General features: G+C 71.5%; 17 protein-coding genes and 1 riboswitch. Of the genes, 9 read left to right on the top strand and 8 right to left on the bottom strand.

Annotated elements, in window-relative coordinates; all coding sequences use genetic code 11:
• Positions 1 to 33 precede the first annotated feature (33 nt).
• Positions 34 to 1,044 carry an ornithine cyclodeaminase family protein gene (locus FM125_RS08630; RefSeq protein WP_087134312.1) on the top strand — a complete coding sequence of 337 codons (1,011 nt, stop codon included), beginning with the start codon at positions 34 to 36 and terminating at the stop codon, positions 1,042 to 1,044.
• Between the two features lie 43 nt (positions 1,045 to 1,087).
• The gene (tgt, locus tag FM125_RS08625; RefSeq protein WP_245829928.1) at positions 1,088 to 2,392 is read left to right on the top strand and encodes a tRNA guanosine(34) transglycosylase Tgt; all 1,305 of its coding nucleotides are present in this window, start codon (positions 1,088 to 1,090) and stop codon (positions 2,390 to 2,392) included.
• 297 nt (positions 2,393 to 2,689) lie between these two features.
• Here tgt and FM125_RS08620 read toward each other — a convergent pair whose 3' ends face one another.
• Complete coding sequence (locus FM125_RS08620) at positions 2,690 to 3,274, bottom strand: GNAT family N-acetyltransferase (RefSeq protein ID WP_143745310.1); 585 nt, start codon at positions 3,272 to 3,274, stop codon at positions 2,690 to 2,692.
• A gap of 274 nt (positions 3,275 to 3,548) precedes the next feature.
• The gene (locus FM125_RS08615; protein WP_087134310.1) at positions 3,549 to 4,760 is read right to left on the bottom strand and encodes an acyl-CoA dehydrogenase family protein; all 1,212 of its coding nucleotides are present in this window, start codon (positions 4,758 to 4,760) and stop codon (positions 3,549 to 3,551) included.
• Positions 4,761 to 4,945: 185 nt separating this feature from the next.
• Here FM125_RS08615 and FM125_RS08610 point away from each other — a divergent pair, with 185 nt between their 5' ends.
• Complete coding sequence (locus FM125_RS08610; RefSeq protein ID WP_087134337.1) at positions 4,946 to 5,647, top strand: TetR/AcrR family transcriptional regulator; 702 nt, start codon at positions 4,946 to 4,948, stop codon at positions 5,645 to 5,647.
• 35 nt (positions 5,648 to 5,682) lie between these two features.
• On the opposite strand, the gene FM125_RS08605 is transcribed toward FM125_RS08610, so the two are convergent.
• Positions 5,683 to 6,009, bottom strand: coding sequence for a putative quinol monooxygenase (locus FM125_RS08605; RefSeq protein WP_067190758.1), 327 nt, complete (start codon positions 6,007 to 6,009; stop codon positions 5,683 to 5,685).
• Between the two features lie 140 nt (positions 6,010 to 6,149).
• Here FM125_RS08605 and FM125_RS08600 point away from each other — a divergent pair, with 140 nt between their 5' ends.
• From FM125_RS08600 to FM125_RS08585, 4 genes are all read left to right on the top strand, one after another.
• Positions 6,150 to 6,983: a hydroxymethylpyrimidine/phosphomethylpyrimidine kinase gene (locus tag FM125_RS08600; protein ID WP_067190760.1), complete on the top strand. Its 834-nt coding sequence runs from the start codon at positions 6,150 to 6,152 to the stop codon at positions 6,981 to 6,983.
• 110 nt (positions 6,984 to 7,093) lie between these two features.
• Positions 7,094 to 8,362 (top strand): amidohydrolase, encoded by a 1,269-nt coding sequence (locus FM125_RS08595; protein WP_087134309.1) that lies wholly within the window; start codon positions 7,094 to 7,096, stop codon positions 8,360 to 8,362.
• Between the two features lie 152 nt (positions 8,363 to 8,514).
• Positions 8,515 to 9,537, top strand: coding sequence for a hypothetical protein (locus FM125_RS12015; protein WP_087134308.1), 1,023 nt, complete (start codon positions 8,515 to 8,517; stop codon positions 9,535 to 9,537).
• 83 nt (positions 9,538 to 9,620) lie between these two features.
• Complete coding sequence (locus tag FM125_RS08585) at positions 9,621 to 10,142, top strand: hypothetical protein (RefSeq protein WP_087134307.1); 522 nt, start codon at positions 9,621 to 9,623, stop codon at positions 10,140 to 10,142.
• Positions 10,143 to 10,495: 353 nt separating this feature from the next.
• Here FM125_RS08585 and FM125_RS08580 read toward each other — a convergent pair whose 3' ends face one another.
• Together FM125_RS08580 and FM125_RS12010 are read right to left on the bottom strand one after the other, a co-directional pair.
• Positions 10,496 to 11,626 carry a sensor histidine kinase gene (locus FM125_RS08580; RefSeq protein ID WP_143745308.1) on the bottom strand — a complete coding sequence of 377 codons (1,131 nt, stop codon included), beginning with the start codon at positions 11,624 to 11,626 and terminating at the stop codon, positions 10,496 to 10,498.
• Positions 11,627 to 11,785: 159 nt separating this feature from the next.
• On the bottom strand, positions 11,786 to 11,959 hold the full coding sequence (locus FM125_RS12010; RefSeq protein ID WP_157531277.1) for a hypothetical protein: 174 nt from the start codon (positions 11,957 to 11,959) through the stop codon (positions 11,786 to 11,788).
• Between the two features lie 179 nt (positions 11,960 to 12,138).
• Between FM125_RS12010 and FM125_RS08570 the strand changes: the two genes are divergently transcribed.
• Complete coding sequence (locus FM125_RS08570; RefSeq protein WP_067190798.1) at positions 12,139 to 12,822, top strand: response regulator; 684 nt, start codon at positions 12,139 to 12,141, stop codon at positions 12,820 to 12,822.
• 213 nt (positions 12,823 to 13,035) lie between these two features.
• Here the strand turns inward: FM125_RS08570 and FM125_RS08565 are convergent, their stop codons facing one another.
• The 3 genes from FM125_RS08565 to gcvP all read right to left on the bottom strand — a co-directional run bounded on the left by FM125_RS08565 (position 13,036) and on the right by gcvP (position 18,163).
• On the bottom strand, positions 13,036 to 13,857 hold the full coding sequence (locus FM125_RS08565) for a thermonuclease family protein (RefSeq protein ID WP_070638098.1): 822 nt from the start codon (positions 13,855 to 13,857) through the stop codon (positions 13,036 to 13,038).
• A 145-nt stretch (positions 13,858 to 14,002) separates the two neighbouring features.
• Complete coding sequence (gene gcvT / locus FM125_RS08560) at positions 14,003 to 15,169, bottom strand: glycine cleavage system aminomethyltransferase GcvT (RefSeq protein ID WP_087134305.1); 1,167 nt, start codon at positions 15,167 to 15,169, stop codon at positions 14,003 to 14,005.
• 12 nt (positions 15,170 to 15,181) lie between these two features.
• A complete protein-coding gene (gene gcvP, locus FM125_RS08555) occupies positions 15,182 to 18,163 on the bottom strand; it encodes an aminomethyl-transferring glycine dehydrogenase (protein ID WP_425435816.1) in 2,982 nt (993 codons plus the stop codon).
• Between the two features lie 120 nt (positions 18,164 to 18,283).
• Positions 18,284 to 18,399: riboswitch (glycine riboswitch) on the bottom strand.
• A 74-nt stretch (positions 18,400 to 18,473) separates the two neighbouring features.
• Between gcvP and FM125_RS08550 the strand changes: the two genes are divergently transcribed.
• Positions 18,474 to 19,526 carry a YeiH family protein gene (locus FM125_RS08550; protein WP_143745306.1) on the top strand — a complete coding sequence of 351 codons (1,053 nt, stop codon included), beginning with the start codon at positions 18,474 to 18,476 and terminating at the stop codon, positions 19,524 to 19,526.
• Positions 19,527 to 19,630: the final 104 nt, after the last annotated feature.

Genomic DNA, 19,630 nt, shown 5'->3' with positions numbered 1-19,630 from the left:
TACGCCCGCGGCGGATTCCGTACGGTGGAGTCCATGACGGATCCGAGCACAGCCTCCCCTGCCCCCTCTCAGCTGCCCTATGTCCACGGCCCCGCCCTGCGCTCCGCTCTCAGCCCGACGGCCGCCGTCGAGGCCCTCGAACGCGCCCTGCGCGAAGGACTCGACCCGGAGACCGACGCTCCGCGCACCCGGGTGGAGACCGCCACGGGCATGCTCATGCAGATGCCGTCGACCCGCGGCGAGGAGGTCGGCACGAAGCTGCTCACGCTCACCCCGGAGAACGCGGACGCGGACCTGCCGGTCATCCAGGGCGTCTACGTCCTCTTCGGCGGTGCCGAGCAGGCGCCGCGCGCCGTCCTGAACGGCATCGAGCTCACGAACCTGCGCACCTCGTCCGTGTCCGCACTCGGCGCGCGCCTGGCCGGCGCCGTCCCCGCCGGCTCCTCGGCCACCGGCTCCTCGGACACGCCCGGAACCACGACGGCGGCCGCTCACCTCGTCCTGTTCGGCACCGGGGTCCAGGCGTGGGAGCACGCAGTGACGTTCTGCGACGTCCTGGAGGTCGAGCGGATCACCGTGGTGGGCCGGAGCGCGGAGAAGGCCCAGGCGCTGGCCGCGCGCATCACCGACGAACTCGGCGTCTCCGCGGAGGCCGGCGACGAGGAGGCTGTTGCCGAGGCGGGCGTGGTGGTCACCTGCACCGCCTCCACGTCCCCGCTGTTCGACGGCGCCCTGGTGCGCGACGACGCCGTGGTGGTGGCGATGGGCGCCCACACCCCGGACACCCGTGAGCTGGACGATGCCCTGCTCGCCCGCGGACAGGTGGTCGTGGAGTCGCGCGACTCGGCGCTGCGCGAGGCCGGCGAGGTGGTGCTCGGCATGGAGTCCGGCGCCGTCGCCGAGCGCGAGCTGGTCACCTTCGCGGACCTGGCCACAGGCCGGGCGAGGCGGAAGGCGGGGGTGCCTGCCGTCGTCGTGACGACCGGCATGCCCTGGCAGGACCTGGTGGTGGCCTCCGCGGTGATGGACGCGCTGGAGGCCTGATCCGGGGGCCACGGGAGGCGGCCGGCTCACTACGATGGATCCCATGCCCCACCACGACGCCGAGACCCCCGCGCCGCAGCCCGCCCACCCCTCGCACTTCGGATACGAGGTGACCGGGCGCCTCGAGGACGGCCCCGGCCACGGCCGCACCGGCGTCATCACCACCCCGCACGGGCAGATCCAGACCCCGGCGTTCATCCCGGTCGCCACCCAGGCCACCGTGAAAGCCGTGCTGCCGGAGTCCATGGAGGACCTCGGCGCGCAGGCCCTGCTGGCCAACGCCTACCACCTGTACCTGCAGCCCGGCGACGAGCTGCTCGACGAGGCCGGCGGGCTCGGCAGGTTCATGAACTGGGGCGGCCCCACCTTCACCGACTCCGGTGGCTTCCAGGTGATGAGCCTCGGCTCGGGCTTCAAGAAGGTCATCGACATGAAGGGCCCCTCCGCCCCGGACGGGCAGGGCGCTGACGACGCCGTCGCCCCCGGCAAGGAGCGCCTGGCCAACGTGGACGACGACGGCGTCTGGTTCAAGTCCCACCTCACCGGTGACCGGCACCGGTTCACCCCGGAGCGGTCCGTCCAGATCCAGCACAACCTCGGCGCGGACATCATGTTCGCCTTCGACGAGCTGACCACCCTGCACAACTCCCGCGGCTACCAGGAGGAGGCCCTCGAGCGCACCCGCCGCTGGGCGCAACGCTGCCTGGACGAGCACGCCCGCCTCACCGCCGAGCGCGCCGACCGCCCCTACCAGGCGCTGTTCGGCGTCATCCAGGGCGCCCAGTACGAGGACCTGCGCCGCAAGGCCTGCGCCGACCTGTCCGCCATGACCACCCGGTACGCCGACGGCACGGAGGCCGGGTTCGACGGCTACGGCGTGGGCGGGGCCCTGGAGAAGGAGAACCTCGGGACGATCGTCGGCTGGTGCGCCGAGGTGCTGCCGGAGGACAGGCCGCGGCACCTGCTGGGCATCTCCGAGCCGGACGACCTGTTCACCGCCGTGGAGAACGGCGCGGACACCTTCGACTGCGTCTCCCCCACCCGCGTGGCCCGCACCGGAGCGTTCTACACCCGCGACGGCCGCTACAACCTGCCCGGCGCCAAGTACCGGCGGGACTGGGGCCCGCTGGACCCCGAGTGCGACTGCTACACCTGCGCGCACTACTCACGCGCCTACATCCGCCACCTCATGAAGGCCAAGGAGATGGTCGCCCACACTCTGGTGTCCATCCACAACGAGCGCTTCACTGTGTCCCTGGTGGACCACATCCGCGCGTCGATCGGAGACGGCACCTTCGCGGAGCTCAAGACCGAGACCCTCGGCCGGTACTACGCCGGCAAGAAGTGAGGCGGGGGCCGGGAAGGTCCGCTCTCTGTGTCCGCAGCGTCGGAACTCCGCCTGTCGAGGCGCTCCAACTTCGCGTGAAGGCTCGCTCTCTGTGTCCGCAGCGTCGGAACTCCGCCCGTCGAGGCCGGCTTTCCGACTCGTGGCACACAGGGGATCAGCGGCGTCCCTGCCCAGCCCGTTCCGCCCCGGACATGGTTGCGCGCGGCCGCCCTCTCCGGTGAGGACGGCCGCGCACGGGGGGTCGACGCCGGCGGCGCTCCGCGTGGTGTCACCCCACCCCGCGGGCGCCCGCCGTCGTCAGCTCAGCGGGGCGCGGGTCTCCGCGCCGAACGCCTCGGGGTAGGCGAACTCACCCGAGGGGACCTCGACGGACTGGTCGAGGACGAGGATCTGGAGGGCCCCCGGGCGGTCCGCGAAGGCGGCGGTGACGCCGTACTCGGCGGCATCCTCGAAGCCGAAGCGCGGGTAGTACTCGGGGTAGCCGTAGACCACCACATGAGGCTCGCCGGCCTCCTTCGCGGCCGCGAGCAGCGCCTTCACCACCGCGGTGCCGGCACCCTGGTTCTGGTGCTCCGGCAGCACACCGTGCGGGGCGAGCGCGAGGGTCTCGGCGTCCCCGATGTGAGCGCGGCACAGCAGGCCGTATGCCACGGGGTCCGAGTGCAGGTCGGTGCCGGGGATCGCGGCGGTCATGGTGACCATCGAGAACTGCGGCAGCCAGGCTCCTTCGTCCTTCTGGAGCTCCTCCACGAGGTCCGCCTCGGCAGAGGTCTCGAACGCCAGCTCGTTGATGCGGCGGATCGCGTTGCGGTCCTCGGCGGACGAGTGGTCGGCGACGCGGGACGGCCACCGGTGGGTGTGGTCGCGGGGCGTGTTCTCCATGGCCCCAACCTAGGCCACACGGTGACCTGCGCAACAGGCTGTGTCCACGGTGTGGACAGAATACGTCCAGGATGGTGGCCTGCGGACGCCCCGGTCGGGGACGGAACCGGCATGGAGGCGGCCGCTTCCTTATGGGGACCCGGCACGTTCCTGGCCTGCCGCCCACCCCGACGACGGCACCCGCCCTGCCAGGGCGGGTGCCGTCGTCGTGGTGGCCTCAGCAGGGCCGGCGGCCGGCCCCGGCTTCACACCGGCCCGGAGCCGTCCCCCAGGCTCAGGCGAACGCCCCCTTGCCGGTGATGTCACGGCCGACGATGAGCGCCTGCACGGTCTCGGTGCCCTCATAGGTGTGGATGGCCTCGATGTCCGCGAAGTGCTTGCCCACCTCGTTCTGCACGAGGATGCCGTTGCCGCCGAGCAGGTCCCGGGCGTTCGCGGCGATGGACCGGGCGGCGCGGGTGGCCGAGTACTTGGCCAGCGAGGCCTGCGGGCCGGTGAGGCGGCCGGAGTCCTCGAGTCGGGAGGCCCGCAGCACGAGCAGCTGCACCTGGGTCAGCTCGGAGAGCATGCGGGCCAGGCGCTCCTGCACCACCTGGGAGTGGGCAAGCGGGCGGCCGAACTGCACACGCTGCTGCGCATACTGCACGGCGGCCTCATAGCAGCCGACCGCGTGGCCGACGGCGGCCCAGGCCACGCCCACGCGGGTGGCGAAGAGGACGGCGGCGGTGTTCTTGAAGGAGGTGGCCTCCGGCATGACGTCCTCGGCCGGAACGAACACGTCGTCGTAGGTGATGTGGGCCTGGTGGATGGCGCGCAGGGACATCTTGCCGCGGATGACCTCGGCCGTGTAGCCCTCGGTGTCCTGGTGGACGATGAAGCCCTTGACCTGGCCGTCCTCGGTGGAGCGGGCCCAGGTGACGGTGATGCCGCCGGCGGCGCCGTTGCCGATCCACTTCTTGTGGCCGTTGATCCTCCAGCCTCCGTCCACGGGGGTCGCGGTGGTCTCGAGGGAGACGGAGTCGGAGCCGTGGGTGGGCTCGGTGAGTGCGAACGCGCCGTAGAGCTCGCCGGCGGCCATCTTCGGCAGGTACGTGGCCTTCTGCTCGTCGGAACCGCACATCTGGATCGAGCGCATGGCCAGTCCGCCCTGCACGCCCACGATGGTGGACAGCGAGCCGTCGATGCGGGAGAGCTCCATGGTGGCCAGGCCGGAGGCGAGGCGGGAGTAGGTGGGCTTGCCCTCGACCTCGACGCCGTCACGCAGCAGGTCCGCCTCGGCCAGTCCCGGGATCAGCCCGGTGGGGTACTCGCCCTTGTCCCAGGCGTCCTGGAGGGTCTTCTGGACCTCGGGGGTGAGGTAGGCGCGTGCGGCCTTGAAGAGGACGAGGTCCTGCTCGTCGATGTCCTCGAAGATCGCGTAGGCGTCCGTGTCCAGGGGACCGGTGATGTCGTACTCGGGTTCGGCGGTGGGCAGCTGCTCGGTCATGGCAGGTCCTCTCGGTGGGAGGTGGAGCGCCGGGTCCGTGCGGCGGGGGCCTCACGGTGCGCGGAGCCTCACGACGACGGCCGCTCGCCTCCGCCTGTCCGGCGCGGGATGCTGGATCCAGCATCGTATGAGACTGAGTTTCAGGTCAAGTGAGACGCCGTATCAGACTGCGTATGATCGTCGACATGAACAAGAGGCTCGCCGCGCACACGCCCGCCCTCATCCGCCTGCTGGACGAGCAGGGCTGGGACGCCACCACCGTGGACGCCCTCGCCGCTGCGGTCGGCGTCAGCCGAGCCACGTTCTTCCGCACCTTCGGCTCCAAGGAGGACGTGGTCTTCCACGACCATGCGGTGCTGCTCGAGGAGCTCGAAGAGTTCCTGGACGGAGCGAGCCCGGGCCCCGAGGCCACCGCGGACGCGCTCGTGGAGGCCGTGCTGCGGGTGTTCCGGCACCATGCCGCGGACCCGGCACAGGCGCAGGCCCGGTACCGGCTGCTGCGGCAGTCCAAGGCGCTGCGGAACCGGGAACTGCTGAGCTCGCACGGCTACGAGCGGCTCTTCGCCCGCTGGCTGCGGGGCCGGCCGGAGACGCTGCCCGGCGGGGACGCCACGGCGTTCGGCCTGGCCGGCGCCGCCGTGGCCGTCCACAACGCGGCGCTGCGCGGCTGGCTGCGGGAGGGCGCCGAGACCGGCGTTCTGCCGGACGCCGCCGACGCCGAGGAGCGGCTCGCCGAAGACCTGACCGGCCTGGTCCGGGCATTGACCCGACCCCCGAGCCCGGCGGCCGACGCCGCCCGGGTGAGGACCGTCGTCGTGACGGTGGACGAAGGGCGGCCCGACACGGACGCCGTGCTGGCATCGGTGCGGGCCGCCCTGGAGAGCTGAGACGGGCTCAGCCGGAGTTCAGCGGGCCGGAAGGCTCACTCGTCGATCTGGATCTCCCCCATCGGACCGAAGCCGTCGGCCGAGATCTGCTCGGAGATGATCTGCGGGGTCTTGGCGAGCAGCGGCTTCATGGCGTCGATGCCCTCCTGGAAATGCGGGGACTCCACATGGGCCTTCGCGCCCTCGTCGGTGAAGCCCTCGAGCAGGAAGTACTCGTTCTTCTCGCCCTCCACCGGCTGGTACCACTCGAAGAACATGTTGCCCTCCTCGCTGCGGACGTCTGCGGTGTACTTCGCGACGGCGTCCATCCACTGGTCGGCGAGCTCGGGCTTGACGGTGAACTTCAGGTTGATCAGGATCATGCGTCCACTCTGGCCGATCAGGCCGGGAGCGCGCCAGCACGGCGGCTCCGCCCACGGCGGAATCCCAGCGGACCCGGGCACCTGACATCTGTGACGGGCGCGGGTGAGGGCACAGCCGCCACGGGAGTAGCATCGACCTCATGTCTGACGTGATCGCGCGCACGGAGCGCCCCGCCATCGCACTCACCATCGCCGGTTCCGAGGCCACCGGCGGTGCCGGCGCCCAGGCCGACCTGAAGACGTTCCAGGAGCTGGGCGTGTTCGGCATCGTGTCCCTGACCTGCATCGTCTCCTTCGACCCGAAGGACGACTGGAACCACCGCTTCTTCCCGGTGCCCACCGAGGTCATCGCGGACCAGCTCGAGGCTGTCCAGAAGGACTACGAGGGCACCCTGAAGACCGTGAAGCTCGGCATGCAGGGCTCCCCGGAGGTCATCCGCACCACCGCCGGCGCCCTCAAGTCCCAGGAGTGGGACCACGTGCTGCTGGACCCGGTGCTGATCTGCAAGGGCCAGGAGGCCGGCCACGCGCTGGACACCGACCAGGCGCTGAAGGCGGAGCTGCTGCCGCTGGCGACCTTCACCACCCCGAACCACTTCGAGACCGAGCAGCTCTCCGGCATGACCGTGAAGACCGTGGACGACCTGATCGCCGCCGCCAAGAAGATCCACGAGGTCTCCGGCGCCGCCGTGCTCGCCAAGGGCGGCATGCACCTCGAGGGTCCGGACGCGGTGGACGTGTTCGTGGACGGCGAGACCGTGGAGGTCCTCTCCGAGCCGAAGATCGGCACCGCGGGCGTCTCCGGCGCCGGCTGCTCCCTGGCCGCCGCCGTGACCGCCGAGCTGGCCAAGGGCGCCACCCCGCTGGAGGCTGCGCGGCGCGCCAAGGCCTTCGTGACCGCCGGCATCCGCCAGGCGGTGGACGGCAACACCCCGTTCGCCGCCCTGTGGCAGGGCGGCCTGCGCCAGGGCTGACCTCTGTCTCCCCCGCCCATGTTGCCCTCGTTCCGATCCGGAGCCCCCCGCACGCGCTCCGGATCGGAACGAGGGCTTCGTCATGCCGCCATCGCCGACGAGAGGACCCCATGACCTCCCCGACCGACACCGCCGCTCCCCTGCCGACCCCCACCTGCCTGCCGCAGGCCCTGCGGCTGACCGACGCCGAGCGCGAGCGCATGCACGCGGACTACGTCCACCTGCACCGCCACCCGGAGCTGTCGATGCAGGAGCATGAGACCGCCGCCTGGATCGAGCGGCAGCTGGACGAGATCGGCGTCGAGCACTTCCGCTGCGGCGGCACCGGCGTGGTCGGCATCCTGCGGCACCCGGAGTCCCCGGAGGCGGCCACGGTCGCGTTCCGCGCGGACTTCGACGGGCTGCCGATCCTCGAGGACACGGGGCTGGACTACGCGTCCACCGCCCGCGGCACCCTCGCGGACGGCAGGGACGTCCCGGTGATGCACGGCTGCGGCCACGACACGCACGTGATGGGAGCGCTCACCGCCGCACGGCAGCTGGTGAAGGCGCCGGAGACCTGGCAGGGCACGGTGGTGTTCGTGTTCCAGCCGGGCGAGGAGACCGGAGCCGGCGCCGCGGCGATGGTCGCGGACGGCCTCTGGGACCGTGCCCCGCGGCCGGAGGTCGTCCTGGGCCAGCACGTCATGCCGCTGGAGGCCGGAAGCGTCTACGTCATCCCCGGCACCGCCATGGCCCTGGCCGACTCCCTGCGGGTGACCTTCCACGGAAAGCAGGCGCACGGCTCTCAGCCGCAGGACAGCATCGACCCCATCGTGATGGCCTCCCACGCGGTGGCCCGGCTGCAGACCGTGGTCTCCCGCGAGGTGGACCCGCGCGAGTCCGCCGTGGTCACGGTCGGCACGTTCCACGCCGGCCTGAAGGAGAACATCATCCCCGCCGAGGCGACCATCGAGCTCAACATCCGCACCTTCACCCCCGTGCGTCGGGACCAGGTGGTGGCGGCCGTGGAGCGCATCGTGAAGGCCGAGGCCGCCGCCTCCGGCGCCCCGGAACCGACCGTCGAGCCGATCAGCACGTTCCCCCGCTGCTACAACGATCCCGGGCACTCCGAGCGCGTCACCGCCGCCCTGCGCGCCGAGCTCGGCGCAGAGCAGGTCACCTCCGCCGCCCCGTTCATGGGCTCGGAGGACGTGGGCGCCCTGGCCGACGCCATCGGCGTCCCCCTCGTGTACTGGCACTTCGGCGGCTTCCAGGGCGACCCGGAGCAGTACCCGGTGAACCATCACCCCGCCTTCGGGCCCGTCATGGCGCCCACCCTCGAGGCCGGGCACCGCGCCGCCCTGGCCGGTCTGCTGGCCTACATCGGACGGAGCTGAGCCCTCTCCCCTCAGAGCCCTCGTTCCGATCCGGAGAGCGTCTCGCCGGCTCCGGATCGGAACGAGGGCTCCGGGAGAGCGCCGGCTCCGCGCATGGCGACAGGCGCGGACTTCAAGGCGACAAGCGCGGACTTTCCAGAGAGGATGGAGGCATGAAGACCACCGAGTTCGGAATGTTCGCCCACGCCCCGATGTCCGGCGAGGCGGCCGCGTATCTGCCGAAGCGGGCCACCCGCCCCGGCTTCCTGCGCCCGGGCAGCCGCAGCTACGGCCTGCTCGCCGCCGCGGGTCTCGGGGCCCTCAGCCTGCTGGACCCCTCGGAGGGGGACGCACGGGAGCGCAGGACGGTGAACCGGATCATCGCCGCCGCCACCGGCGTCTACGGCGCAGCTGAGCTCCGGGCCGCGATGGACGTGGGTGCCCTCGCCGCCGGCGTGACCCCGCGCTTCACCACCCGCCTGCGCAACGGCCTGATGGGTCTGGCCGGAGGCGCTGCCGCCGGCGGGCTCGTGGCCCTGGCCCCGGCCGTCTACGCGAAGTGGGACGCCAAGAGCATGGACCTGCTGGAGAAGGTCGGCGCCACCGGTCTGGCCCAGAGGGCCGGCCTGACGCATCCGCGCGCGGCCATGGCCGTGCTCGGCGTGGCCGCCGCCCTGCTGGGCAATGCCGCCGCCCGCCGCACCCACCGCGACGCCGTGCAGCAGGGTGCCCTGCTGCGCTTCATGGACGACATGCCCGAGGATGAGGACGGACTCGCACCGGTCCCGGTCCCGGCCGCCGCCCGCGTGCTGCTGGAGACCCTCCTGGACCCGGCCCTGGCCGAGGGCGCCGCTCTGCCGGGCCAGGCCGCACTGCGCGCCCAGCTGGCGCACACGAAGGCCGTGGAGCAGGAGCCGGGCGTCGAATTCACCGACTGGCTGCCGCTGGTGGTCGACGCCGAGACCCCGCTGGTGCGCGCCGTTCCGCACGACTTCACCTGGCCCGTGCGCGGCCGCTTCACCCACGAGGGCCAGGAGTTCGAGGTGCGCCTGTGCGTGGTGGACGGCGAGCTCGGTGCCCTCGTGGTCGAGCCGGTGGACCAGGACTCGGACGACGCCTGGCAGGCCCGCGCCACCCTGGAGAGCTGGCCGTCCCCGGAGGAGCTGGCCTTCGCCGTGGACGGCGCGGAGGGCTGACGCCGCACTCAGGTCCGGGTCAGGCCGGGTGACTAGAGTGGGGAGCCGCCCGCTGTGTCCACTGACTTCGGAGTCGCCCCGCCATGACCACTCCCGCCCCGGTGAAGAGCACCGCCCGTGCCCGCCGCAAGGCCGCCCGAGCCGCCGCAGGGCCGCGCCCGCGCCTGCACATGAGCATCTACGGGTTTCTGGTGGCCTGGCTGGTCCCGAACCTGCTGATGGCGGCGCTCGTGCTCGTGCTGGCGCTCATCCCGAGCCTGCAGGAGTTCGGCAGCCTGACACCGCTGCTCACCGTGGTGGGCCTGGCCGGCCTGGTAGTCGGCCTGCCGCTGTGCCTGCTGGTGAACTGGGCGTTCCGCCACGTGCTCAACCAGTGGGTGCACGTGCTCGCCTACGCCCTGGTGGGCATGCTGTACGGCCTGGTGGTGCTGACCCAGGGCGCCGGCGGCATCCTGCCGATGCTCATCCCGGTCATCGGCTTCCCGGCCGGCATCCTCATGGGCCTGGGACGCGTGGCCGCCCGTCCGCTGGTGAAGGTCGTCGGCGGCCCGGACGAGGCAGGTGGCTCGGGCGTGGACCAGCATCCGGGTCAGGCGGCCGCCTGACCCGTCCAGGGCGTGCCTGCCTGCCACGGGGCGTGCAGCCCTGGGCAGGCGTATCGCCGGGGTCCGGCCACTACAGCGGCCGGACCCCGGCGACGAGGCGAGGCCTCACATGTAGGTGATCGTGCCGCAGGCCTGCAGCACTGCACGTCGTGCAGAGAGAAGGAAGGCGGCGGTCTGCGACCGCCGCCTTCCTCCTAGAACGTCCTCCCGGGCCCGCATCCCCTCAGGCTTGTTCCGGTCGGTGTCGTCCTGCACTGTGCACCGTCTCTTGGGGCACTTTCCACTGTAGTCGGGGCCACAGCCGGACCGGTAGTGGACTTTTGTCTACACTTTCGCGGCCAGTGTGCCATGCGTCACATGTCCTCGGGATCACCTGCGGGAACGGCGGCCACGAGCCGCCACTGATCCCCCTCCGGCCCCACACTGAACGTGCCGCCGAAGGCGGAGACGCGCTCGCGCATCGAGTTGAGTCCGACGCCGGAGGAGTTCCAGGCCTGTCCGCCGCGCCCCTTCCTGCTCTGGGGCCGGCGCTCGATCGCGTTGGAGACCCGCAGGACCGCGTCCGCCCCCTCCAATCCGACGGAGATCTGCACCGGCTCGCTGCGGTCCCCGTGCTTGGCGATGTTGCTGGTGGCCTCCTGGAGCACGCGGTAGAGCGTGCTCTGGGTGCCCAAGGGGACCGCTCTCCCCTCCAGCCGGACGTCCGCGCGCACGGTGAAGCCCAGCTCCATGAGCTCGTGGGAGACCCGGGAGACGCCGAGGTCGATGTCCACCGAGGTGCTCGACTCCGAGCCGGAGTGGCCGGGCTGCGCCTGATCCCCCACCACGCCTTCCTCGCGCATCAGCGCGAGCATGCGCCGCAGGTCCACCAGCGCATCCTTGGCGGAGCTGCCGACCACGTCCAGCGCCTGACGCGCGGCCTCGTCCGTGCCGACGAACTGCGCGGTACGCGCCTGCATCGAGATGATCGTGAGGTTGTGCGCCACGATGTCATGCAGGTCTCGGGCGAGGACCCGCCGCTCACGCAGCGCGGCCTCCAGCGCCTGCCGGCGGGCCTCCTGGATCTTGAGGGCGTCTGCCTCGCGGCGCATCCAGGCGAATCGGACAAAGAGCCCCACGCCGATGCCCAGCACCGAGATGATCACCGAGAACCAGATCGTCGATGCCGGCTGATGCAGCAGAGACGGAAAGAGCACGGCCCACCCCAGCGCCAGCACGCTGGCGATGACACTGAACAGCGCATTGGCCGTCGCCACGACGGCACTGACGATCAGAGTGCCGTACAGCAGGATGGGAAGGGTCTCCCCGCCCGTTCGCGCCAGAAAATAGACGGGCAGAAGAGCAGTGAACGCCACCGTGGTGGACACCCACTGCAGCAGGAAGGCCGCCGCCAGCAGACCCAGGATCAGGACGTACCTGTCCTGGCGCTCAGCCGATTCCAGCTCCGTGACCTCAGAGACGAGGTCGGACGAGATCGACAGCACCACGAGGATGCTGACGATCCCCAGATACCAGGGACTGCACTGGCGTGCATCCCAGAAGCGACGCCACCCCCGCTGAACCGGCGCCTTCGCAGGCGACGGTTCAGCGGGGGTGAGGTCGATCGTCCCGGTCGAAGTCACCCGTTCCGGTATGCCGGACGATCAGTCGCAGAACATGCCGAAGTTAAAGCAGAAGTAGTCTCGGGTGCCCTTGGCGAAGCCGGTGGTCTCGGCGACGTCGGAGCCGGTGCCGGTCGGCGCGGCGGAGGCGGCGGGAGCCATGGTGAACAGGGCGGCAGCGGTCAGGATGCTGGCAGCGAAGGTACGAGTCTTCATGTCCAGCATTATGGGATGCAGCTCACACACCGCGCCAGGCCTGAACACCACAGAGCGCAGATTCACAGGAAACCCCGCACTCCATACTTTTTCCTGTGAGAACACCGCATCCCATATGTCTGCCTGTGAAAAGCGCACTGTGATCCGCGCTACACCCGCGCGTGTTCTACGCTGATGCGGTGACCCAGAATCTTCGCGTGCTCATCGTGGACGACCAGCCGCTCATGAGCGGGGCCCTCAAGACCCTCGTGGACTCGGCCCCCGGCATGAGCTGCATCGGCGTCGCCGCCAACGGCGCGGAGGCCCTCGAGGCCTGCGACGCCACCACCCCGGACGTCGTCCTCATGGACATGCAGATGCCGGTCATGGACGGCGTGGAGGCCACCGGCCACATCGCCCGCGACCACCCCGAGATCCGCGTCCTGGCCATCACCACCTTCACCTCGGAGAACTACCTCGTCCCCGCCCTGCGCGCCGGCGCCGCCGGCTACATGGTCAAGGACGCCGAGCCGGCCTCCATCCTGAGCGCCATCCACGCCGTGCACCGTGGCGAGTCCGTCCTCTCCCCCACGGTCACGAAGAAGCTGCTCACAGCCATCGAGGAGGACGGTCCCGGCGTCGGCACCCGGCCGGTGCGTCCCGGCGACCCGGACGGCTCCGACCTCACCGAGCGCGAACTCGGCGTGCTGCGCCTGCTCGCCCGCGGCCAGTCCAACACGGAGATCGCCCAGAGCCTGCACCTGTCCGAGTCCACCGTGAAGGCCACCTTCACCCGCATCCTGGACAAGCTCGAGGTCCGAGACCGCGTCCAGGCCATCATCCGCTCCGCGCAGCTGGGCCTGGTCACCCTCTCCCTCGACTGACCTGCCTCCTCCGGCACGGCGCCGGAGGCCACACCCACGACGTCGGCGCGTCACCTTCGGACGGTGACGCGCCGACGTCGTGAAGCGGGTCCGGACAGGGGCGGCGGACCCCGGCGCCGGCTCAGCGCGAGTAGATGCGCCGGCTCAGCGCGAGTAGATGCGCTGGCTCAGCGCGAGTAGATGCGCCGGCTCAGCGCGAGTAGATGCGGCGACTCAGCGCGAGTAGATCTCGTTGCGGCGGTCGTTGAGATCGCGCAGGCGCTTCATGCCGCGGTCCGCGATCTCGTCCGCCTCGGCCACCAGAAGATCCTTGGACGGGCCCCAGACGGTGTTCACGAAGTCCGTGCCCTCCGGGTCGAGGTTGTGGATGTCCTCCTGCACCAGACGGACGTTGTCCACGGCCTGCCCCAGCTCGACGGACTTCTCGTCGATCTTGGCGATGGACGGCTCCACGTCGTCTGAGATGACGTCCAGGGCGTACTCGGCCTCGTAGAGCTCGCTGTTGACGGTGCAGCGCTCCTCGAGGTCGTACAGGCCGATGTTGCGCGTGTACGCCTTCTCGTTCACGGACCGCATCTCGGAGGCCTCGGCCTCACCCACACCGATGCCGGTGGGGGCCGCCATGCCCTCTTCGATCATCGCCAGGTTGACGTCCTCGCCGGCCATGCGGAAGGTGGCGTACTCCTCGCCGTCGACCTCCTCGATGTCCACCACCGCGGTCGCTCCCGCGACGAGGCGGTCACGCAGCCACACATAGGACTTCTCGCCCATGCAGAGCGCCGGGCCGACCCGCAGGCCGTCCGGGTTGCGGGGACCGGCGGTCAGGCCGGCCATCTTGACGAGCTTCTCCTCCCCGTGGGCGTTGATCTTGACGGTGGTGCCGTCCACGACCTCCACGATCTGCATGCGGCGGCCCTCGTCGACCATACCGCGGAACATCACCATGACGGCCAGCAGGATCATGGTCAGCGCCACGACGGCGAAGACGACGAACGCCTTCTTGGACACCCGGGCGCGGGAGGCGACATGAGTCATGCGGAGGATCCTGACAGTGGACGATGGACGGTCGAGCCCGGACGCGGACGAGGCCCGCCGCCCCGGCTCGGAGACCCATCCTAGCGAAGGAGGCTCGGAGCCCGAGACGGCGGACCGTCGTCACTGTGCCGAGTTCAGCACGTGCTCAGCGCTCGCGGCGGTAGAACGGCAGGGGCACCACGGAGAAGGACTCGCCGCGGCCGCGCAGGTCCACCAGCAGCTCGGTGCCCTCGGCCGCGAAGGCGCGGTCGATGCGGGCCATGGCGATCGGGTGCCCGAGGGTCGGGGACGGGGCGCCGGAGGTGACCTCGCCGATCACGTTGCCCTCGGTGTCCTGCACCGCGTAGCCGTGGCGGGCGGCCCGGCGGCCGGCGCCCTTCAGGCCCACGAGCACCTGGGACACCTCGTCCTTGCCCTGGAGCGCGGACTTGCCCACGAAGTCGGCCTCCTTGGACGCCGGGACGGCGAAGGAGACGCCGGAGGCGTGCGGCTGGTGCGCGTTGTCCAGCTCGTTGCCGTAGAGCGGCATGCCGGCCTCGAGGCGCAGCGAGTCGCGGGAGGCCAGGCCACACGGGGTCAGCTCGACGCCCGCGGCCTCGGCGGCCTTCACCACGGCGTTCCACACGGCGGAGCCGCGGTCGCCGGCCTCCTCCGGGGAGCCGGCGTGCACGAACAGCTCGAAGCCGTCCTCGCCGGTGTAGCCGGTGCGGGCCACGAGGACCTCCACGTCGCCCGCGCCGGTCGGCAGCGCCAGGGTGATGTGGGCGAAGTACTTCAGCTCCGCCAGCTCCTGGACGTGGGCCGGCATGGCCTGGGCCAGGATCTGCTCTGCCTGCGGGCCCTGCACGGCCACCAGGGAGGTGTCCGCGGACTCGTCCGTGACGGTGACGTCGCGGCCGGAGGCGCGCTGGGCGAGGGCGGTGTACACGGAGGCGGCGTTGCCGGCGTTGGGCACCACCAGGTACTCCGGGACGGAGCCCTCGGCGCCGTCGTCCATGCGGTAGACGATGAGGTCGTCCAGGACCGTGCCGGCGTCGGTCAGGCACAGGCTGTACTTGGCACGGCCCGGCTTGAGCGTGGACATGACGCTGGACAGCGCGTAGTCGAGCATCTCGCCGGCCTCGGGCCCGGTCACGCGGACCTCGCCCATGTGGGACAGGTCGAAGATGCCTGCGGCGGAGCGGACGGCCTTGTGCTCGGCGAGCTCGGAGCCGTACTTCAGCGGCATGTTCCAGCCCCCGAAGTCGGTGAAGGAGGCGCCGGCGGCCTCGTGGACGGCGTGCAGCGGGGAGTTGCGCAGGTTCTCGGACATGGTGGTCTCCTCTCAGGCGTCCGCGGTGGCGGTCGCGTCGGTCTCCTCCTCGAAGGCCTCCGGCGGCGGGCACGAGCAGACCAGGTTGCGGTCGCCGTACGCGCCGTCGATGCGGCCCACGGGCGGGAAGTACTTGTCCTGGCGCAGGGAGGCCACCGGGTAGCCGGCCTGGGAGCGCGAGTAGGAGCGGTCCCACTCGTCGCCGGTCAGGACGGCCGCGGTGTGCGGCGCGTTGCGCAGGACCGAGTCGGCCAGGGTCTCCGGGGTGGTCTCCACGATCTCGCCGTGGATGGAGATCATCGCCTCGATGAAGCGGTCCAGCTCCCCCAGGTCCTCGGACTCGGTCGGCTCCACCATGAGGGTGCCGGCCACCGGGAAGGCCAGGGTCGGGGCGTGGAAGCCGTAGTCGATGAGGCGCTTGCAGACGTCCTCCGCGGTCACGCCGTGCTTCGCGGTGAGCTCGCGCAGGTCGAGGATGCACTCGTGGGCCACCAGGCCGCCCTCGCCGGTGTAGAGGGTCGGGTAGTGCTCCGCCAGGCTTCGGGAGATGTAGTTCGCACCGAGCAGGGCGTGGCCGGTGGCCTTGGTGAGGCCCTCGGCTCCCATGAGGTGCAGGTAGGCCCAGGAGATCGGCAGCACGCCGGCGGAGCCGTGCGGGGCCGCGGTCATGAGCGTTTCGCGGGACGGCAGGTACTTCACCAGGTGCTCGCCCACGGCCACCGGGCCCACGCCCGGGCCGCCGCCGCCGTGCGGGATGCAGAAGGTCTTGTGCAGGTTCAGGTGGGAGACGTCGCCGCCGAAGCGTCCCGGCTGGGCCAGCCCGACCAGGGCGTTGAGGTTCGCGCCGTCGATGTACACCTGGCCGCCGGCGGCGTGGACCTTGTCGCACACCTCGCGCACGTCGGCGTCGTACACGCCGTGCGTGGAGGGGTAGGTGATCATGATGGCCGCGATGCGGCCCTCGTTGGCGGCGATCTTCTTGTCCAGGTCCTCGGCGGAGATGGTGCCGTCCTCCGCGGTGGCCACCACCACCACCTTGAGGCCGGCGAGCACCGCGGAGGCCGCGTTGGTGCCGTGCGCGGAGGCCGGGATGAGGCAGATGTCGCGCTCGCCCTCGCCGTTGTCCATGTGGAACCGGCGGATGGCCCAGAGGCCGGCGAACTCGCCCTGCGAGCCCGCGTTCGGTGCCACGGAGACGCCGGCATAGCCGGTGATCTCGGACAGCTTCGCCTCGAGGTCCTCGATGAGGAACCTCCAGCCCTCGGTCTGGTGGGCCGGGGCGTACGGGTGGATGGAGCAGAACTCCGGCCAGGAGATGGCCTCCATCTCCGCGGTGGCGTTGAGCTTCATGGTGCACGAGCCCAGCGGGATCATCGTGCGGTCCAGGGCGAGGTCGTAGCCGGAGAGGCGGCGCAGGTAGCGCAGCATCTGGGTCTCGGAGTGGTGGGTGTTGAAGACCGGGTGGGTCATGTACTCCGAGGTGCGCAGCAGCTCCTGCGGGATGGCCGGGGCGGCCACGGCGCCCTCGTGGGAGGGCGCCGGCAGGGCCGAGGCATCGGCGCCGAAGGCGGCGAGCACCGCGGCGAGGTCCTCGTCCACGGTGGTCTCGTCGCAGGCCACGCGGACGGTGTCCGCGTCCACCACGCGCACGTTCACGCCGTTGTCCTCGGCGGCGGCGCGGATCTGCTCCGCGGCGCCCGGCACCTCGAGGGTGAGGGTGTCGAAGTAAGCCTCGTGGACGACCTTCACGCCGGCGCCGGCGAGCGCGGTGGCGAGGCGGTGCGCCTGACGGTGGGCGTGGCGGGCGATCTGGGCGACGCCGGCCGGGCCGTGGTAGACGGCGTACATGGAGGCGGTGATGGCCAGCAGCGCCTGGGCGGTGCAGATGTTGGAGGTGGCCTTCTCGCGGCGGATGTGCTGCTCGCGGGTCTGCAGGGCGAGGCGGTAGGCCGGCTTGCCGGCGTCGTCGTGGGAGACGCCCACGAGGCGGCCCGGCAGGGAGCGCTGCATGCCCTCGCGGACGGCCATGTAGGCGGCGTGCGGGCCGCCGAAGAACAGCGGGACGCCGAAGCGCTGGGTGGAGCCGACGGCGATGTCCGCGCCCTGCTCGCCCGGCGGGGTGATGAGGGTGAGGGCGAGGATGTCCGCGGCCACGGTGACGAGGGCGCCGGCCTCCTTGGCCTCGGCGATCACGGCGGTGTGGTCGTGCAGGCGGCCGGAGTCGCCGGGCTGCTGCAGGACGATGCCGCACAGGCCCTTCTCCTCGACGACGGCCTTGACGTCCTCCGGGATGCCGGCGGACAGGTCCGCCACGTGGACCTCGATGCCCACGGCGTCGGCACGCAGCTGCGCCACGGAGAGGGTCTGCGGGAACAGGTCGGCGTCCAGCAGGGTGACGCCGCTGCCCTTCCTCTTGTTGGCGCGATGCATCAGGAGGACGGCCTCGGCCACGGCGGAGGCCTCGTCCAGCAGGGACGCGTTGGCGATCGGCAGGGCGGTGAGGTCCTGCACCATCGTCTGGTAGTTCAGCAGGGACTCGAGGCGGCCCTGGGAGATCTCGGGCTGGTACGGGGTGTAGGCGGTGTACCAGGCCGGGTTCTCCAGCACCTTGCGGAGGATGACGCCGGGGGTGACGGTGTCGTAGAAGCCCTGGCCGATCATCTGGGTCTTCATCACGTTCCGGCCGGCGATCTCGCGCAGCTGCTCGAGCACGGCGGACTCGGTGAGCGGGGCGGGCAGGTCCAGGCCGCCCTCCATGCGGATGACCGGGGGGACGGCCTTGTCCACGAGCTGGTCGATGGAGTCGAGGCCGAGCACCTCGAGCATGTGCGCGGCGTCGTCGGCGCGCGGCCCGATGTGGCGGTCGACGAACGGCGCCGAGGCGGTGTCCCGCGGCTCGTGCGCGGACTGCGGCAGCGCCGTGGTCTCGTCTGCGGTCGGATGGGTGCTGGTCACGGGTACCTCCGAGGGGTCCTGCCGGTGCGGCATGATCATTCACCTCCCCGCTCTGTCATTGACCTGAGAGTTTCCACCCGCCTGCGGCGGGCTTGCACCGTCGGTGACGCAGTCCTCCGGTCCGGGGTCGGCGGATCCTGCGTGCTTTCCAGAGCGTCCTTCCCCTGCGCGGTACGGGTGCCTGAGAGATTCCCGGGGAGGTCTTGCTCCTTCGGCGGCCGGCTGACGTCCGGGGTGTCTCCGCAGACGCGCCGACGCTCTCCCGCACAGGGCGATTGCGACGTGGTGCCAGTATCCCACAGAGCGTGTGCCGGGTCACTCGGATCGGCCGCGGGGCTAGAGTGCGCCCGTGACCACTGCTGCCTCCACCCCTGCCTCCCGCGCATTCGGCCTGCTCGTGTGCCTGGCCCTGGGCGCCGTGGCGGTGGGCCTCTCCGCGCTGGTCCGCCCGTGGGCCCCTGCGCTGAGCCCGCTGCTGCTGGCGATCCTGGCGGGCATGGCCTGGCGCAACCTCGCCGCGGTCCCGGAGCGCCTCTCCCCCGGGATCGCCTTCGCCGCCAAGCCCGTCCTGCGCACGGGCATCGTCCTGCTCGGCCTGCAGCTGGCCCTGGGAGACGTCCTCGCGCTCGGCTGGGGCGTGATCGGCCTGGTCGTGGCGGCCGTCGGGATCACCTTCGCTGCCACGCTCGCGCTCGGCCGTGCCCTGCGCCTGCCGTGGGACCTCATCGCCCTCGTGGCGTCCGGCTTCTCCATCTGCGGCGCCGCCGCCGTGGCCGCCGCAGACTCGGTGGTCCGTGCCCGCCGGGAGATGGCCGCCACCGCCATCGGCCTCGTCGTGCTCTTCGGCACCCTGATGATCCCGCTCATGCCGTTGGCCACCGGGGCGTTCGGCCTGTCCGAGGAGGCCGCCGGCCTGTGGATCGGCGCGTCCACGCACGAGGTCGCCCAGGTGGTGGCCGCCGGCGGCCTGGTGGGCTCGGCCGCGCTGTCCGTGGCGGTGACGGTGAAGCTGGCCCGCGTGGTCATGCTCGCGCCGGTCATGGCCTCGCTCGCCGCCGCCCAGCGACGCCGGGACGCCCGCTCGTCCGCCCTTCCCGACGACGGCTTGGCCGCCTCCGCCTCCCGCCCTCCCCTGGTCCCGTGGTTCGTGCTGGGGTTCGTGGCGGCGATGCTGCTACGCTCCACCGGCCTGCTGCCGGCAGGGGTGCTGGATGCGGCGGCAGCCGTCCAGCAGCTGCTCCTGGCCACGGCGATGGCCACGCTGGGCCTGGGTGTGCACCTGCGCTCGATCGTGCAGGTCGGGCCGCGCCCCCTCGTCCTCGGGGCGGCGAGCACGGCGGTGGCCGTGGCAGTCGGCGGCGCCGGCGCCTGGCTCCTGGGCCCCGGCCTCTCCCTCGGCTGACCGGCCGGCGACGGGCGCAGACCAGGGGTGGGAACCGCCGCCGGGATCTGCCTACGGTCGGAGCACTGGGTTCCCTCGGCCGCCCGCAGACCGGGCAGACCGCG

Source organism: Micrococcus lylae, assembly GCF_900163825.1.
GTDB classification, from domain to species: domain Bacteria; phylum Actinomycetota; class Actinomycetes; order Actinomycetales; family Micrococcaceae; genus Micrococcus; species Micrococcus lylae.
Note: the sequence above shows the minus strand (reverse complement) of the source record. Positions and strands in the feature narration are given on the sequence as shown.

Excerpts from the sequence above, each read along its gene's own strand:
- FM125_RS08585 (WP_087134307.1), top strand. The coding sequence starts at position 9,621 with ATGACCACTCCCGCCCCGGTGAAGAGCACCGCCCGTGCCCGCCGCAAG.
- gcvT (WP_087134305.1), bottom strand. The coding sequence starts at position 15,169 with ATGTCCGAGAACCTGCGCAACTCCCCGCTGCACGCCGTCCACGAGGCC.
- FM125_RS08595 (WP_087134309.1), top strand. The coding sequence starts at position 7,094 with ATGACCTCCCCGACCGACACCGCCGCTCCCCTGCCGACCCCCACCTGC.
- FM125_RS08620 (WP_143745310.1), bottom strand. The coding sequence starts at position 3,274 with ATGGAGAACACGCCCCGCGACCACACCCACCGGTGGCCGTCCCGCGTC.
- FM125_RS08605 (WP_067190758.1), bottom strand. The coding sequence starts at position 6,009 with ATGATCCTGATCAACCTGAAGTTCACCGTCAAGCCCGAGCTCGCCGAC.
- FM125_RS12015 (WP_087134308.1), top strand. The coding sequence starts at position 8,515 with ATGAAGACCACCGAGTTCGGAATGTTCGCCCACGCCCCGATGTCCGGC.
- FM125_RS08610 (WP_087134337.1), top strand. The coding sequence starts at position 4,946 with ATGAACAAGAGGCTCGCCGCGCACACGCCCGCCCTCATCCGCCTGCTG.
- tgt (WP_245829928.1), top strand. The coding sequence starts at position 1,088 with ATGCCCCACCACGACGCCGAGACCCCCGCGCCGCAGCCCGCCCACCCC.
- FM125_RS08630 (WP_087134312.1), top strand. The coding sequence starts at position 34 with ATGACGGATCCGAGCACAGCCTCCCCTGCCCCCTCTCAGCTGCCCTAT.
- FM125_RS08615 (WP_087134310.1), bottom strand. The coding sequence starts at position 4,760 with ATGACCGAGCAGCTGCCCACCGCCGAACCCGAGTACGACATCACCGGT.
- FM125_RS08565 (WP_070638098.1), bottom strand. The coding sequence starts at position 13,857 with ATGACTCATGTCGCCTCCCGCGCCCGGGTGTCCAAGAAGGCGTTCGTC.
- FM125_RS12010 (WP_157531277.1), bottom strand. The coding sequence starts at position 11,959 with ATGAAGACTCGTACCTTCGCTGCCAGCATCCTGACCGCTGCCGCCCTG.
- gcvP (WP_425435816.1), bottom strand. The coding sequence starts at position 18,163 with ATGATCATGCCGCACCGGCAGGACCCCTCGGAGGTACCCGTGACCAGC.
- FM125_RS08600 (WP_067190760.1), top strand. The coding sequence starts at position 6,150 with ATGTCTGACGTGATCGCGCGCACGGAGCGCCCCGCCATCGCACTCACC.